This window comes from Synechococcus sp. CS-1333 (assembly GCF_025128015.1).
Lineage (GTDB): Bacteria > Cyanobacteriota > Cyanobacteriia > PCC-6307 > Cyanobiaceae > MW101C3.
This window is the reverse complement of record NZ_JAHLYO010000014.1, coordinates 1-15435: the sequence shown is the minus strand read 5'-3', so window position 1 is coordinate 15435 and position 15435 is coordinate 1. Positions and strand designations below refer to the sequence as shown.

Sequence of the window (15435 nt, the reverse complement as noted above, 5' to 3'; positions counted from 1 at the left end):
CCATGGTCCCTGGCTGCAACGGCAAGAGATCTGCGCTTGGAAGTCCGGCTGCCCTGAGCTGGGGTAGATCGATGGGCACTGACAAAGCTCCATTACCCTCAAGACCCCTCCCGGCGAGCCCGATCGCCAAGTTCACGTCGCTGACCGTTCCATGGACGACCAACGCTTGAGCCTCTACGCAGAACTGATCAACAAGCTGCTGAAGTGCCCCAGCGGGGAGCAGAACACGATCCTCAACGCCCACCCAGAGCTGCTCGATGAGGGATTGGTGGCGGCGATGCAGCACTATTCGGAAACTCTGCGGCAGCAGGGGACTACCGATGCAGCCGGGTTTCTGGAGAATCTTGGCCAACAGATTTCGGAGTTCATCCGGCAGGGCGATTCGCCGCAGGAGCCCCCATCAGCGGAGAGGCAGCAGGCCTATGTCGATCTGATTCAACTTCTACTAGCGTGCCAAGTCGGAGAAGAGCAACGGATCCTGGAGGCACACAGCGAACTCCTGGATCAGGGACTTTTGCGGATGTGTGAGCAGGTGGCCATGGGGCTGGTGGAGCAGCACAACCAGCAAGCTGCTGCCTGGCTGCGCAGCTTTGCCGCCCAACTGGCGAATGGTGTACCTGCCGCCAAAGCTAGCCACTCGATTGAGCAAGAAGCATTTTTGATGCAGTTATTGCAGACGGTTGCAGACAGCAATGGCGATCCGGCGAGCGTGCTCTCTCTCCTCAGCGCTAATTTGTCGCTGCTGAACACTGATCTGGCAGCCCTGTTGAGCAACTGGTTTCCAGGTGCAATCGAACAGGCAGATGAAGGCCAGCGACAGGCCCTGGCCGCCGTTCTTGACAACCTTGGATCTTTACTGCAGGAGTATCAACTTGGCAGTTCGCGATCCAATCTGCTGATCGCCATCGAAGCCTATACCAATGCCTTGCGGGTCTACACAGAAGCCGAGCTATCGCAAGCCTGGGCCATCACAAACGTTAATCTCGGCATCGCCTACAGCAAGCTTGCCCCGTTCTCAGAGAATCCGAAACAACAGATCGAGAACGCCATCGAGGCCTATACCAATGCCTTGCGGGTCAGAACAGAAGCCGAACTACCGCAAGCCTGGGCCGCCACAAACTTTAATCTCGGCAACGCCTACCTGGAACTTGCGCCGTTCTCAGAGAATCCGAAACAACAGATCGAGAAAGGCATCGAGGCCTATACCAATGCCTTGCGGGTCAGAACAGAAGCCGAACTACCGCAAGCCTGGGCCGACACAAACTTTAATCTCGGCATCGCCTACAGCAATCTTGCCCCGTACTCAGAGAATCCGAAACAACAGATCGAGAACGCCATCGAGGCCTATACCAATGCCTTGCGGGTCAGAACAGAAGCCGAACTACCGCAAGCCTGGGCCGCCACAACCAATAATCTCGGCGCCGCCTACGGCGATCTTGCCCCGTACTCAGAGAATCCGAAACAACAGATCGAGCACGCCATCGAGGCCTATACCAATGCCTTGCGGGTCAAAACAGAAGCCGAGCTGCCGCAAGACTGGGCCGACACAACCAATAATCTCGGCGCCGCCTACCTCGATCTTGCCCCGTTCTCAGAGAATCCGAAACAACAGATCGAGAACGCCATCGAGGCCTATACCAATGCCTTGCGGGTCAAAACAGAAGCCGAACTACCGCAAGCCTGGGCCGACACAACCAATAATCTCGGCAGCGCCTACAGGAAACTTTCCCCGTTTACAGAGAATCCGAAAGAACAGATCGAAAACGCCATCGAGGCCTATACGAGTGCCTTGCGGGTCAGAACAGAAGCGGAGCTGCCGCAAGCCTGGGCCGCCACAACCAATAATCTCGGCAACGCCTACGGCGATCTTGCGCCGTTCATAAAGAATCCGAAACAGCAGATCGAGAAAGCTATCGAGGCGTTTACCAATGCCTTGCGGGTCAGAACAGAAGCCGAACTACCGCAAGCCTGGGCCGCCACAAACTTTAATCTCGGCAACGCCTACGGCGATCTTGCGCCGTTCATAGAGAATCCGAAACAACAAATCGAGAACGCCATCGAGGCCTATACCAATGCCTTGCGGGTCTTCACAGAAGCGGAGCAGCCGCAAGACTGGGCCGCCACAAACTTTAATCTCGGCAACGCCTACCTGGAACTTGCGCCGTTCTCAGAGAATCCTAAACAACAGATCGAGAAAGGCATCGAGGCCTATACCAATGCCTTGCGGGTCAGAACAGAAGCCGAGCTGCCGCGCGACTGGGCAATCACAAACAGTAATCTCAGCTTCGCCTACAGCAAGCTTGCCCCGTTCTCAGAGAATCCGAAACAAGAGACCGAGAAAGCCACCGAGGCCTATACCAATGCCTTGCGGGTCTTCACAGAAGCCGAGTTGTCGCAAGAATATGCAATGAAAAATAGTAATCTTGGTAACGCCTCCATGGAACATGCCCAGTTCTCAGAGGATCCGAAACATCAGATCGAGAAAGCCATCAAGGCCTATACCAATGCCTTGCGCGACTACACAGAAGCGGTGTCCCCGCAAGCCTGGGCCAGCACAAGCTTTAATCTCGGCAACGCATACTGCAACTTTGCGCCGTTTTCGGAGAGACCCAAACAACAGATCGAGAACGCCATCGAGGCCTATACCAATGCCTTGCGGGTCTTCACAGAACCCGCGCTTCCGCAAGACTGGGCCGCCACAACCAATAACATCGGTAACGCCTACATCAAGCTTGCTCCGTTCTCAGAGAGTCCGAAACAACAGATCGAGAAAGCCATCGAGGCCTTTACCAATGCCTTGCGGATCACAACAGAAGCCGAGCTGCCGCAAGCCTGGGCCACCACAAACAATAATCTCGGGAGCGCCTACCGCGATCTTGCCCCGATCTCAGAGAATCCGAAACAACAGATCGAAAACGCCATCGAGGCCTTTACCAATGCCTTGCGGATCAGAACAGAAGCCGAGCTGCCGCAAGACTGGGCCGCCACAAACAATAATCTCGGCAGCGCTTATCGCGATCTTGCCCCGATCGCAGAGAATCCGAAACAAGAGATCGAAAACGCCATAGAGGCCTATACCAATGCCTTGCGGGTCTTCACAGAAGCCGAACTGCCGCAAGACTGGGCCGCCATAAACAGTAATCTCGGCAACGCCCACCTCGATCTTGCCCCGTTCTCAGAGAATCCGAAACAACACATCGAGAAAGCAATCGAGGCCTATACCAATGCCTTGCGGGTCTACACAGAAGCCGAGCTTCCGCATACCTGGGCCGCCACAAACAATAATCTCGGCGCCGCCTACAGCGATCTTACCCCGTTCTCAGAGATTCCGAAACAACAGATCATGAAGGCCATTGAGGTCTATACCAATGCCTTGCGGGTCTACACAGAAGCCGAGATGCCGCAAGCTTGGGCCACCATACACAATAATCTCGGCACCGCCTACGGCGATCTTGCCCCGTACTCAGAGAATCCGAAACAACAGATCAAGAAAGCCATCGAGGTCTATACCAATGCCTTGCGGGTCAGAACAGAAGCCGAGCTGCCGCGAGACTGGGCCACCACAAACAATAATCTCGGCGCCGCCTACAGCAAACTTGCCTCGTACTCAGAGAATCCGAAACAACAAATCAAGAAAGCCATCGAGGTCTATACCAATGCCTTGCGGGTCAGAACAGAAGCCGAGCTGCCGCAAGACTGGGCCACCACAAACAATAATCTCGGCAACGCCTACCTCGATCTTGCGCCGTTCTCAGAGAATCCGAAACAACAGATCGAGAAAGCCATCGAAGCCTATACCAATGCCTTGCGGATCAGAACAGAAGCCGAGCTACCGCAAGCCTGGGCCGACACAACAAATAATCTCGGCGCCGCCTACAGCAAACTTGCCCCGTTCTCAGAGAATCCGAAACAACAGAACGAAAACGCCATCGAGGCCTATACGAGTGCCTTGCGGGTCAGAACAGAAGCCGAGCTGCCTCAAGCCTGGGCCAACACAAACTTTAATCTCGGCATCGCCTACGGCGATCTTGCCCCATACTCAGAGAATCCGAAACAACACATTGAGAACGCCATCGAGGCCTATACCAATGCCTTACGGGTGAGAACAGAAGCCGAGCTGCCGCAAGCCTGGGCCGACACAAACACTAACCTTGGCAACGCATACTTCAGATTTGCGCCGTTTTCGGAGAGTCCCAAACAACAGGTCAAGAAGGCCATCGAGGTCTATACCAATGCCTTGCGGGTCTACACAGAAGCCGAACTGCCGCAAGCTTGGGCCACCATACACAATAATCTCGGCGCCGCCTACCGCGATCTTGCCCCGTTCTCAGAGAATCCGAAACAACAGATCGAGAATGCCATCAAGGCCTTTGCCGATGCCTTGCGGGTCTACACAGAAGCCGAGCTGCCGCAAGACTGGGCCGCCACTAACAATAATCTCGGCAACGCCTACGGCGATCTTGCCCCGTTCTCAGAGAATCCGAAACAACAAATCGAGAACGCCATCGAGGCCTATACCAATGCCTTGCGGGTCTACACAGAAGCCGAACTATCGCAAGCCTGGGCCACCACAAACAATAATCTTGGCGCCGCCTACAGCAAACTTGCCCCGTTCTCAGAGAATCCGAAACAAGAGATTGAAAACGCCATCGAGGCCTTTACCAATGCCTTGCGGATTCGGGATTCGGTGACCCGCTCCGCAGATTGCCTATCGACAGCCAGGAACCTTGGCGATCTGGGCTTTAAGAACAACCTGCGCGATGTTGCCATCAACGGCTACAAGCTCGCCATCTCTGCCGTGGAAAACCTGCGCTCGGTTGCGATTGATCCCAAGCGTAAAGCCGAGATTGTGGCCCAAGCCATCGAGGTGTACGCCAACCTCGTGCAGGTGTATGTGGATACCGAGCACTACGAAGAAGCCCTTGAGGTGGCTGATCGTTCAAAAGCCCGCAATCTCGTCGAACTGTTAGCCACCAAAGACCTCTATCCCAAGGGAGACATCCCACCAGAAGTGATTCGCCGCCTGGATGCCCTGCGCGGCTCCATAGCCCGGGTTGAACGGCAGCTCAACAAGACAGACGCAGCACAAGGCACCATCGCAGAGGGTGGATCGATTGCCAGAGGCGATACTCGTACCCTGAATCTAGGGCCGCCGAAACAACAGGCCTATCAGGTCTCCACCAACCGGCTGCTGCGGGAAAAGCAAGAACTCGAGCACCTGATCCAGGTCGACATTCAACCCATTGACCCCACCTTCTCCTTGAGCCAGAAGGTGCAGCCTCTTACCTTTGAGCAGTTGCAAGCCGCCCTGCCGGATGGGCGCACAGCCCTGGTGAGTTGGTATGTGGCAGGAGACAGGCTGGTGGCCTTTCTTGTGTCAGCACAAGCCGCACAGCCAACCTGTCATGTGTACCCAGAAGACACTCTTAAGAATCTGATCCAAGCCCTGACCAGCTACATTCAAACCTACCTTCAGGAGAAAGAGGAATGGGCACGATCCCTGCCCAAGACGCTGATGGAATTAGCCGGGATTCTGGAGATTGATTCCCTGGCCAGAAAGATCTCAGAGATGGCCCCGGATGCGGATCAGTTGATCCTGGTTCCCCACCGCTTTCTGCACCTGCTCCCGCTCCACTGCCTGTCGCTGAGTGAGTCGAACAACACGCTGTTGGATCATTTTGCCCGCGGTGTGCGCTTTGCCCCCAGCCTGCAGGTGCTTCAGCTGGTTCAGCAGCGCCCGCAGACTGGCCTTGATTCTCTGTTTGCCATCGAGAACCCCACCCGGGATCTCCCCTACACCGATCTCGAAGTTGAGGCCATCCATCCCCTGTTTGGCCCCCAGCCCACGGTGCTCAGGCAACAGGCAGCCACCAAAGCCGCACTGGAGCGGAACAGCTCCACCCTGGCCAGCAGCACCTGCCTCCACTTCTCCTGCCACGGCACGTTCAACTTTGCGCAACCGCAGCTTTCGGCCCTCATCCTGGCCGACAGCCACGTGGAGTCTCAGCCAGACGATGCCGATCCCGACCGCTACCTGCCGCAACTGGACGGGGGCGCCCTCGACCTCACCAGGTGCCTCACCCTGCTCGATCTCTTCCAGCTGGACCTGCGCCAGGCACGCCTTGTCACCCTCTCCGCCTGTGAAACCGGCCTGAGCGAGATCAACAGCCTGAGCGATGAGTTTGTGGGCCTCAGCAGTGGTTTTCTCTTTGCCGGCTGCAACAGCGTCATCGGTACTCTCTGGACCGTGAGCGACATCAGCACCGGCCTGCTGATGGCTGAGTTCTACCGCCTGCTCAAGCAGCAGGAGCAAACCCCGAGGCAAACCGATGTGGCCATTGCCCTCAAGCAAGCCCAGCACTGGCTGCGCCACCTCACCTGTGAGCAGGCCGTGGCACGGATCGAGGATGCGCTGCCCAGCCTCCCTGAAGCGGTGCGCCCCAACTACACCTACGACATCCAGGAGCTGAAGCGGCGGCATCAGCCAACCGATTGCCTCTACAGCAGCCCGTTTTATTGGGCGGCCTTCTGCGCGGTCGGGCAATAGGCCGCCCGGCAAGCCTCGCTATTGTTGTCAAGACGATGCATGGCTCGCCACATGCCAGCGGATGCCCACAAGTTTCAAGCCGCCTTCCAAGCCAATCACTCGATCCTCACGCCTGAAGATCGCAACGCCATCCTTGAATTTTCCGACGCACTGCTTCCAACCATCAGCAGCGAAGAGCTGACGAGCAAGCTGAGCGAATTCTTGACACAACACGCAGCGATCAACACAACGCTCTTTCCTCTTTCATCCTCGCCAGCAACGAACACGGAAACACGTCTTGGTGGAGTCAGGCCCCGGCTCAACCCCGAAGAGTTCAAGGCTTCCATTCGCAACATCGTATTGGATTCCCAGCGAGCATCTGACAAGAATGGTGAACCCAAACCAACCCGTTGAGTTTGCCTGCCTTGATCAACTTGTCTTTCAGCTGCACCATGGGCTGGGCAAACCGGTTGACCATGATGGCATTGATAGGCTGTTGGGGGTTGTGCCGGGGCTGTCAGATCAGCACCGCAAGGAGATCATCCGCGAGTTAATCCGTACCTCCAATTCGTCAAGTCGCTTTCACCCAGGCCTCACACCATTGGCACCCGGCGATGGCTTCTACACCTTAGAAACTACTGGGCATTGCCATGCTGAGGTTTTGCAGAAGGTAGAGCCATTCCTCCTGCACGACACGTTCATTCTTGATCTTTCTTCCACCGTTGCGAACAAGCCCGCCTCTTTGCTCAGAGAGTGCCGTTATTCTCTGACGTCTTCGCTCGGGCAATGCACTCTGATCACCATCATCTCTGACGATCCCTCAGAGGCGTTTGCCGCCGCCATGATCGCTGAGGTCCTGGGTATCACCGACCTTGATCTGAGCAGAACTGAAATCCTGCGCGGCTCACCGATCCGGGAGGTTGACGCAGGAACCACGACGCATTACATCTGGATCAAGAGCAAGCAGGATAGCGATGGACGTGAGGTTCAGCACATCCTGAACATGCTCTCTTGCCGTGCAAAGATTGATTTCGTGGTCCAGCAAGCAGCCATCTGCTTTGCCGAGGGGAAACGGCACTACGAAGCAATCGAAAGCCACTTATCCCAGATCTCCGAGCTGAAGATCAGCGAGAATACTCACCTGGCACGGCAGGAACGGATTCAGATTCTTGAAGCTCATCTGGCTGCCTTGCCAGACCATGCGCATCAACTCTCCCGTTGTGAGCGTGACATGGACATCCATCTGCTCACCCTGATCGACAACGTGGCCAATGCCCGCAACAGCATTCCCTTTCTGCTGCTGGAGGGTGACACGTTCATGGGCGGCTTTCTCGATCAAGACTGCCCCATCCATCAGAGGCAGATCGAACACGACCTCAAGGTTCTCTCCCCCGGACGTCGCTACGCAGACCAGGCGATCAATGCGATCCGCACAATCGTGACGCTGGATTCCCAGAAACAGCAACTCGCTCTGGAGGAAGCGGAGAAAGCACGCGAGCAGACTATCCGCAAAACCCTCACCATCGTTGGTTCTGGCCTCACAATCAGTGGCCTGGCGGCCTCCACCCGCCCCAGGCCCACGGAAAAACTCCTTCAGCGGCTCCAGCGGCCTCACCATCAGCCAGCCGCCCCTCCTCCCGAGTTGCTCTGGTTGTCAGACATCGCCATCCACGCCTCCCTCGGCCTGCTGGCGGCCCTCCTGATCTTTTTCATCTGGAGCCTCGGCGGCCGCGTGGGTTCCCAGCTGGGATGGTTTCGTCGAGCTGCTCCTCGCTGAGGTCACCACACACACGTTCCAGCCCTTCTGAGTTGCCCCTGGTGCAAACCAGTTGTTGTTCCCTCTCCGATAGAAGCAGAGGCACTGGAGGCCGCCGGTTTAATCGACACTGACTGTGGTGGCGTGGAGCAATCAGTTCCTGCGGGAGCTGCTCAGCGGCTGTGCTCCTCTGCTGCCCACACAAACACGTTTCATCGTCTCGTGACTAGGCTCAGGCGGGTGTCGAGTCTCCGATGAAGTCATCCTTCTCCTTCCCTTTCACTATCACCCCATCAGCCCAAGTCAAACCCATGCAATGACCTGAAGGCCTGGATTGGTGCCATTAAAGCGATGGGTTGAAGAGCGAATAGCCTCCTCGTCCAGATCGTGCAGAACCGCTGCCCTTTGCTGGCGTTGATCGGCGGCTCAGGGATGGGCGTGACCATGCTGGAGCTGAGGCGGCAGGGGCTGACCCTGATCGTCGAGCAGCACCACGCTTTCCTGCTCATTGGGGTCGGAGCGGGTGACGATGGCGATCGCTGGCTCGGTGGCGCTGAGATTCACCGGTTGATGGGGAAGATCGGCGGGAATGAAGATGAAATCGCCGGCGAGGTTCACCACCCGCTGGCGCAGGCCAGCGCCATAGCGGGTTTCCACCGTTCCTTGCAGCAGGTAGATCGCCGTCTCGTAGTTGCGGTGGAGATGGGCTCGGGCCTTGGCACCGGGCGGGATCACGACGCGGTTGAGCGAGAGCGTGCGCGCCCCGCTATTAGCACCGGAGATGCCCACGAAGCGCCCCAGACCCTGGCGGCTGTCCAGCTGCGTGGCCGGCCGCACCGTGATCACCCCGCCGTCGCCAGGACGGCCGATCACCTCGTCGGTGTAAGCAGGCGACACCTGCGTCAGCAGCCCCAGCCCACACACCAGAGCAAGTGCACGGCCGTCCATCTGCACAGTCACCTCCGCAATCGCTCCAATCTGCCCCAGATCAGATGCAGACTGACATTTTGGTGGTGGTGGCCACGCAGCCAGTTACGCCTGGTGATCCGGCCAAACAAGAGGTGTGGAGAGGCAAGAGCTTCAATGGCTGGAGCATGAGACGTCATCTTTCCTGGCAGAGGGGGATCTCGAGAAGGACGCCACCCCCCGCACCATGAAGCGGCCTGGGCATCGCCAATTCACAGAGTGCTGTTGCAATCGGGATGGCCTCGATCTGCAGCGTGTCCTGGCTGCCAGGATCGAAACAAGCGCCAGCACGACGTCATGCCACTACCCCTGCTGTTGCCAGCGTTGCTGGCTGTGGCGATCACCCCGTGCCCTGCTTCCGCGAAGGCCCAGCTTGATGGCCTCTACCGCTGGCAGGTGGCTCGGCAGGAGCGGCGCGGGCCGATCGAGATCACGAGCCAGCAAAGCCGATTCACCGATGGGCTGTACCAGAAGTTGCGGCGTGCCTATGCCCTCGATCCAGCCAGCGGTCGTTTCGTTGACTTCGATCTGTTCAGCGGCACCCAGGTGTGGACCTTTGGCGCGAAAGTGCTCGGCTGCACCGCTCTTCCCGGCGGAAGGCTGGAAGCACGGGTGGCGGTGCAGGCAGGCGTGCGCAACCGCCCCTCTGAGACGCCGCAGCAGCTGCGCTATCAGCTGGTGCCGGGGCCTGCAGGAACCTGGAAGATTTCCGACATCGTCTATTCCAGTCCGGCTGGGTTCCGCCTCTCCAGCTTCCTGGCCGAGCTGCTTGCACCAACGCCCTGATCGCTGCAGCAACTGTGGGGTTAACAGGGTTTGCCAGGGGTTGGGTGCTGCTCACCGGCGGGCCGCCCGCGGCGGGGGTGATGGCGACGGCCAGCCGCGGCGGGGCGTGGGTAGACGGGCACCTGGTGGTGGGGGTGTTGCCCGATGAAGGGATGGTGACGACAGGCAAAGCACGGCGGAGCTGGATCTGGCCCTGTTCACCGGCATGGGAAAGGCCCGCAACGTGATCAACGTGCTCAGCGCCGATGTGGTGGTGATCTGCGGGAGCGGAGGCCCAGGCACACCCTCAGAAGCCGCCCATGCCCTCAATGCAGGCAGGCCATTGATCCTGCTGGCGGTGCCGCCGCTGTGGCGTGAGTTCTTCTGCTCGCTCAGCAAGGCGGTACAGAGCGCGAGCGATGTGCAGGAGTGCTGTACCAGGCCCTGGTCGGACGAGCAGATCGTCGATGGCTGTCAGGTCTCGGACTCATCCACTGGAGGCGGAAGCTGCCGCTCCACCAGAAGAAACACCAACCAGGCCAGAGAGGCACTGATACCGGCGTTCCAGTCGTTGCGCAGGAGCTCCACGATCGCGATCGTGCTTGCGCCGATGCGAAGCCCCCGGAGCAGAAAGCGGCCCAGTTTCTCAAGGTTGAACGGCATGGGGAGGGAGTGGGGAATCAGGTCGGGGCCAGTCAGGCCGGTGGAGGTAGCTTCGCGATCGCCTGGTGCTACCACAGCTTTAAGGCCACCAGCAGGTCTTGGCTGAGCGAGGCGGAGAACTCGGCCACGGCGCTGGCCTTGAGCGATCAGCTTCTGCGGGAGCATCTCAGCATCTGAGCCCAGCCATACGGAGGGAGTGCCTGCCTGGGTAGGAGGAGCAGGGGGCGCCACCCACATTGGACGTGGGGGTGGTGGTGACGTACTCAGTCGTCAGTGTGCTGGGGTCGAACTCGATCACGGTGCGCACCTTGTCGAGCCCCTGGACCCGGTAGGCCTTGGACACGGTGAGGGTGGAGATCCAGGGGTGGTTCAGGGTGTCATTCAGCTCGAATGGCCGCCCTCCAGGATGCATCTCATAGAGCTTGACGATCCCCTGTTCCAGAACTCGCTGAGGGTCACAGGGCCCATACCCCGTGCGCCCAGCCTGGATGCTTTCAGAGACGCGGGAATGGCCGTCAGGGTTGAAGCGCAGATGGGTCACCATTGGTGCAGCTCAGGACTTGCCCAGCAGAACCTTTCCTAGAACCGCAATCACGCGACCTTCCACCTAGTCGATGCGGCGGAGCAGCCGCGTCTCCAACTGGGTAAGGGCCTCCTCTTCCAGATAGGCGTGGGCGGGGTGGAGCTGCATCACAACCTGCCGGCCGCCCTGCGGATTAGCAGCAACGGTCTGGTGCTGGATGGCGGCCTGGTGGTGCTGGCCAGCGCGGGCACGCCGCTGCGGCTGGGGCGTTACGTCGGCCCTGACGGCGGCCCGCCGGAGAGCGCCGCCTGTGAACCCGATCCGCTGCTGTAGCGGGCCAGGACGCCCTCGACCGAGAGGGGACTGCAGTAAAGGAAGCCTTGAAAGAAGCGCAGGCCGAGGTTCTGCAGCAACACCAGGGTGTCGGGGTTGTCGACCCCTTCCGCCACCAGATCAAGCTCCATGCGGCTGGCCAGGCCGGCGATCATGGTGACGATCTGATTGGCGAAGGGGTTGACGTGCATCGCCGTCACGAATGATTTGTCGATCTTGAGGCCGTTGGGCTTGAGGGTGATGAGCAGGTTGAGCGAGGAATACCCGATGCCGAAGTCGTCGAGGGCCAGGCGCACTCCCTGGTCCTGGAGCAGGCGGATGTTGCCAGCCACGGTGTCGGTGTACTCCAGCACCGAGCGTTCGGTGATCTCCAAAGTGAGGAGGTGGAAGGGGATCCCCTCCCAGGCGAGCAGGCCCAGCAGCCGATCCACAATGTTGGGGTGCGAGAGTTGCGACGGGGTGACGTTGACGGCGAGCTGGAGCTCCGGGCCGAGCTGCTGGCGCAGGCGCACGAAGCCCTCGATCGCAAGGCGCACCAGTTCCTCGCCGAGGATGTCCATTTGGCGGTAGCGCTCCGCCAGGGCGATGAACACCTCCGGTGAAACATCGCCCTGCTGGGGGTGGTGCCAGCGGGCCAAGGCTTCCACGCCGTGGATGGTGTCGGAGCCATCGACGATCGGCTGGAACAGCATGCGCAGCTCACCCTGGCGCAGGGCCCGCATCAGGTCGGAATAGAGGCTGTAGTCGTCGAGCTCGGTGGTGGCGGCGTTGGCTTCGAAGATGGAGATGCGGCTGTGCTTGTGCTGCTTCGCCTGGTACATGGCGATGTCGGAGCGCTTGATGCACGCCTCGATTTCGGTTTCGTCGGGCTCCACCGTGGCGATGCCGATACTGAGGCTGATCTCGATCGAGACCCCTGCCACCTGAAAGGTGTCTTCGAAGGCCTTGGCCACCCGCTGGGCCAACTGGCGGGCCTGGCTGCGCAGGTCGCCGCCGGAGCGGTCGGGACCGGCGTACGGGGCCATGAGGATGGCGAACTCGTCACCGCCGTAGCGGGCGAGGAAATCACCGCCGCGGATCTGATCCTGGAGCCGCTGGGCGGTGATCACCAGGGCGGCATCGCCGGCATCGTGGCCGTAGGTGTCGTTGATGTTCTTGAACTTGTCGACATCCACGAACAGGATCGCGGAGGCCTGGCGGCTGCGGTGGGCCCGCTGCACTTCGATCTGAAGTTGCTCGATGAAGTAGCGACGATTGGGCAGCTGGGTGAGCGAATCGAACAGAGCGAGCGAGCGGGCCGACCGCAGAAAATGCTGAAAGCGGTCCGCCACCTCGGCGAGCCTCAACTCCATGGTCGCCGCATCGTGCTCGGGTAACAGGAGCGAGTCGCTGTCTGGGGCGGTTTCTATTCCGCTGTGGATCAGCCGGGCCAGCACGTGCGTTTCGGAGGGCCCATCGGGGAGGCCCTCGGGCCCCTTCCCCACCCCCTCCAGCAGGGCGTCGAGGTCGCGGCAGGCTCGGCGGATGCGCTGGGCGGCGCGGCGCTCCACCTTGCACTGCTGCACCTTCTGCCGCCGCCGCTCCAGCACCAGGAGGATGCGGAAGACGAGCAGGCCGGCGACAATGGCAAGGATCAGCAGAAGATCGTCGGCCAGGGAGCGGGCCACAATGGGCAGCACCGGTTGGCGGCGCAGGCCGAGCCGCTGGCGATCATTGGAGTGGATTGGCGGTTCCACCAGTTCGACACCGGCGCGGGCGGCCGGGGCGGTGTCGTCCGGAGCCATGAACTGCACGGCCTCACCGAGCTGGCTGAGGCTGCCGCTGAGGCTGGGGCCGTAGTCGGATTTGAGCAGCGGTTCGAACAACACCAGGGCGCCGCGGGCTGGCCGCAGGCTGGCGTTATCGGTGAGAGGCGTGATCACACCCATGTAGAGCTGGCCGTCGTCGCTGGGGCAAGCGAGGCGGCGGAAGCTGTTCAGCGTGACCAGGGCGGGAAGCTGATCGCGGGCGCAGCGGATCAGCTCCTGCGGCACACCGCCACCGACTCCATGGCTGTTGGTGGAGGCCGCATGGCGGCGGCGGTTGCCGCGGCTGTAGGCGAGCAGGGTCTCGCCGCCGGGGCCGAAGATCACCATGCGGGCCTCGCCATCGAACAGGGAGGTGTTGGCCACATCGAGGCTGACGAAGCCGGGATTGCGGCCGGCGGCGAACTCGTAGGCGTCGTCCCAGTGGCCCCAGTCGAAGACGGTGCGCTTGACGCTCAGCAGCGCCGCCATCACCACCTCCAGCTGTTCGCGGCGCTGGGTGTCCTTTTCAATCCTGATGTTGTCACTGCGACGGGCGATCTCGAGGCCGAGCAGCGGGGTGAGCAGCAGCAGGGCGGCCAGGCCGGGCAGGCGGGCTTTGGCCCGGGTGAGCGAGTGCCGCTCGTCTTTCCACCAGGAGTGCAGCAGCGACCACGGGCGCCGCCACTGCCACCGAGAGGGAAGTCGCCGTGGCTTGAGAAGTGCCCCGAGCAGAGGATGCATCCATGCCTTGCCCCTGAGCCAAGGCTAAGGAGGCCGGGCGGTTCGGGCCCGGCCGCTTTTCGCCCTCAGGGTCGGTCGTGCCGCCAGCGATCACCAGCACAGCGGCGAAGTGACCTGGCAGCTTGTCCACCGACAGGCCAGCGGCAACGGCTGACGTGCATATCACCACGTCATAGGCGGCCGGTATGCCGTTGGGATCAGCGGCCAGGCGGGAGGCGTCGTGGTTCGGGTCGTCAATCGTCTCGATGTTCACCCGGAGCACTCGGCTGGCCGGCCAGTGTTTAAGAGCCAGTACCTCCAGAGCCTTGCTCCCGTTCCCCTCGTCCTTCGCAGTGGTGGCGATCCACACGCGGCGGCTTGCCACTCGCCAGCAGCAGCACGCTGCACCATGGCGGCGAGTGTTTCTTCGCTCGGGATCTAAACGGACATCGCGCCAGGAGGTAATGGCTCCCTCAGGTTTCCGCCTACTCACGGAATAGTGGATGGTTTCCATCCCAGCGACGATCTCTTCTCGGGCGGCAGTGGCGAGCACCTGTGCGGCGTGGTTGAGGGTTGCCATGGGGTGAAAAGTCAGACCTACTATTCACAACACCTAATGCTGAGAGGTAGGAGCGTTGCGCAAAAGCAACTCCGGTGCAGTCTTGCGTATAAGCAAATCACTTAGTGGTGTTGCCTTTAAGCAACAAAAGAAGATCCGAACTGGAGGGTGGTCACCACGCCATTGCCAGGCCGGCAAGGGCAGGCAACAGCTCAGCCCTGTGGCCGGTGCGTGTGGGTGATCGGGGCAGGCCAGCAGCACGGGCAGCGGTGCGCAACTGGGCCACCGTCAGGGCCTCCAGCTCGGGCCAGCAAGGCGGCAGCCATGGGCATGGATGCGGCAGTGGCTCGGATGTGGCCTGCTGGTGGGGCTGCTGGAGCTCACTGGCGGCAGATTGCGGCGCTGGCTCGGGTGCATGCTGTTGTGGCTGCCAGCTGGTGAGGCTGAATAGCAAGGCCACCAGCATCAGGGTCAGGAGGGCTTCAGCCACCACCGTCACGGCGAGCAAGCCGAGCTCAACCGGGTGGGCGGGTGTTGATTATGTCGTCATCGTTCCGGGGCGAGGATTGCCCCCGCCGGGCCATCGCTTCCAGGCCAGCGGCGGGGATGATCGCCGGATCGATTCATCCTTCAGGTTGTCGAGGTTCGAGGGGGTGGCGTCTCACCCATGCCGGGTCTCCCTTCAGTGCCTGCCGGGTGATGTGGATGGCTTTTACTGGACAGATTCGGCCCCTGACATCGTTAACCCCGGGCGGGAAGAACAGGGTTTGGTCTCAGTGTAGACCTCATGGGGAGTTTTGCTTCCCAATGCGCTGTGTGGTCTTACATGACCATACC

At 60.2% G+C, this 15435-nt stretch carries 10 protein-coding genes and 1 pseudogene; 7 read left to right on the top strand and 4 right to left on the bottom strand.

All coding sequences use genetic code 11. From position 1 onward, the window contains the following. Positions 1–151: 151 nt before the first annotated feature. From KQ303_RS04510 to KQ303_RS04500, 3 genes are read left to right on the top strand one after another with little or no spacing between them, the layout of a single operon-like run. The gene (locus KQ303_RS04510) at positions 152–6547 is read left to right on the top strand and encodes a CHAT domain-containing protein (RefSeq protein ID WP_259729321.1); all 6396 of its coding nucleotides are present in this window, start codon (positions 152–154) and stop codon (positions 6545–6547) included. Positions 6548–6586: 39 nt separating this feature from the next. After that, on the top strand, positions 6587–6940 hold the full coding sequence (locus KQ303_RS04505; protein WP_259729320.1) for a hypothetical protein: 354 nt from the start codon (positions 6587–6589) through the stop codon (positions 6938–6940). Continuing rightward, the gene (locus KQ303_RS04500; RefSeq protein ID WP_259729319.1) at positions 6915–8303 is read left to right on the top strand and encodes a hypothetical protein; all 1389 of its coding nucleotides are present in this window, start codon (positions 6915–6917) and stop codon (positions 8301–8303) included. The genes KQ303_RS04505 and KQ303_RS04500 overlap by 26 nt, the downstream gene beginning before the upstream one ends. Before the next feature lie 405 nt (positions 8304–8708). Here the strand turns inward: KQ303_RS04500 and KQ303_RS04495 are convergent, their stop codons facing one another. After that, positions 8709–9230: a cupin domain-containing protein gene (locus KQ303_RS04495; protein WP_259729318.1), complete on the bottom strand. Its 522-nt coding sequence runs from the start codon at positions 9228–9230 to the stop codon at positions 8709–8711. Positions 9231–9545: 315 nt separating this feature from the next. Between KQ303_RS04495 and KQ303_RS04490 the strand changes: the two genes are divergently transcribed. From KQ303_RS04490 to KQ303_RS14725, 3 genes and pseudogenes are all read left to right on the top strand, one after another. After that, on the top strand, positions 9546–10034 hold the full coding sequence (locus KQ303_RS04490; protein ID WP_259729317.1) for an ABC transporter substrate-binding protein: 489 nt from the start codon (positions 9546–9548) through the stop codon (positions 10032–10034). A 14-nt stretch (positions 10035–10048) separates the two neighbouring features. After that, positions 10049–10261 (top strand): hypothetical protein, encoded by a 213-nt coding sequence (locus tag KQ303_RS14730; RefSeq protein ID WP_399232885.1) that lies wholly within the window; start codon positions 10049–10051, stop codon positions 10259–10261. After that, positions 10207–10374, top strand: a pseudogene (locus KQ303_RS14725) (hypothetical protein); the annotation flags it as partial. The gene KQ303_RS14730 and the pseudogene KQ303_RS14725, both read left to right, overlap by 55 nt. A 113-nt stretch (positions 10375–10487) precedes the next feature. Here the strand turns inward: KQ303_RS14725 and KQ303_RS04485 are convergent. Next, on the bottom strand, positions 10488–10676 hold the full coding sequence (locus KQ303_RS04485) for a hypothetical protein (RefSeq protein ID WP_259729316.1): 189 nt from the start codon (positions 10674–10676) through the stop codon (positions 10488–10490). Positions 10677–10842: 166 nt separating this feature from the next. Next, entirely contained in the window at positions 10843–11088 is a 246-nt protein-coding gene (locus tag KQ303_RS04480) for a hypothetical protein (RefSeq protein ID WP_259729315.1), read from the bottom strand. A gap of 258 nt (positions 11089–11346) precedes the next feature. Between KQ303_RS04480 and KQ303_RS04475 the strand changes: the two genes are divergently transcribed. Beyond that, positions 11347–11532, top strand: coding sequence for a hypothetical protein (locus tag KQ303_RS04475; RefSeq protein WP_259729314.1), 186 nt, complete (start codon positions 11347–11349; stop codon positions 11530–11532). Here the strand turns inward: KQ303_RS04475 and KQ303_RS04470 are convergent. After that, complete coding sequence (locus KQ303_RS04470; RefSeq protein WP_259729313.1) at positions 11469–14060, bottom strand: bifunctional diguanylate cyclase/phosphodiesterase; 2592 nt, start codon at positions 14058–14060, stop codon at positions 11469–11471. The two genes, KQ303_RS04475 and KQ303_RS04470, sit on opposite strands and share 64 nt — an antisense overlap. Between the last annotated feature and the right edge of the window lie 1375 nt (positions 14061–15435).

Coding starts and splice junctions, on each gene's coding strand:
- KQ303_RS04495 (WP_259729318.1), bottom strand. CDS start 9,230: ATGGACGGCCGTGCACTTGCTCTGGTGTGTGGGCTGGGGCTGCTGACG.
- KQ303_RS04500 (WP_259729319.1), top strand. CDS start 6,915: ATGGTGAACCCAAACCAACCCGTTGAGTTTGCCTGCCTTGATCAACTT.
- KQ303_RS04470 (WP_259729313.1), bottom strand. CDS start 14,060: ATGCATCCTCTGCTCGGGGCACTTCTCAAGCCACGGCGACTTCCCTCT.
- KQ303_RS04505 (WP_259729320.1), top strand. CDS start 6,587: ATGGCTCGCCACATGCCAGCGGATGCCCACAAGTTTCAAGCCGCCTTC.
- KQ303_RS04485 (WP_259729316.1), bottom strand. CDS start 10,676: ATGCCGTTCAACCTTGAGAAACTGGGCCGCTTTCTGCTCCGGGGGCTT.
- KQ303_RS04510 (WP_259729321.1), top strand. CDS start 152: ATGGACGACCAACGCTTGAGCCTCTACGCAGAACTGATCAACAAGCTG.
- KQ303_RS04490 (WP_259729317.1), top strand. CDS start 9,546: ATGCCACTACCCCTGCTGTTGCCAGCGTTGCTGGCTGTGGCGATCACC.
- KQ303_RS04480 (WP_259729315.1), bottom strand. CDS start 11,088: ATGCATCCTGGAGGGCGGCCATTCGAGCTGAATGACACCCTGAACCAC.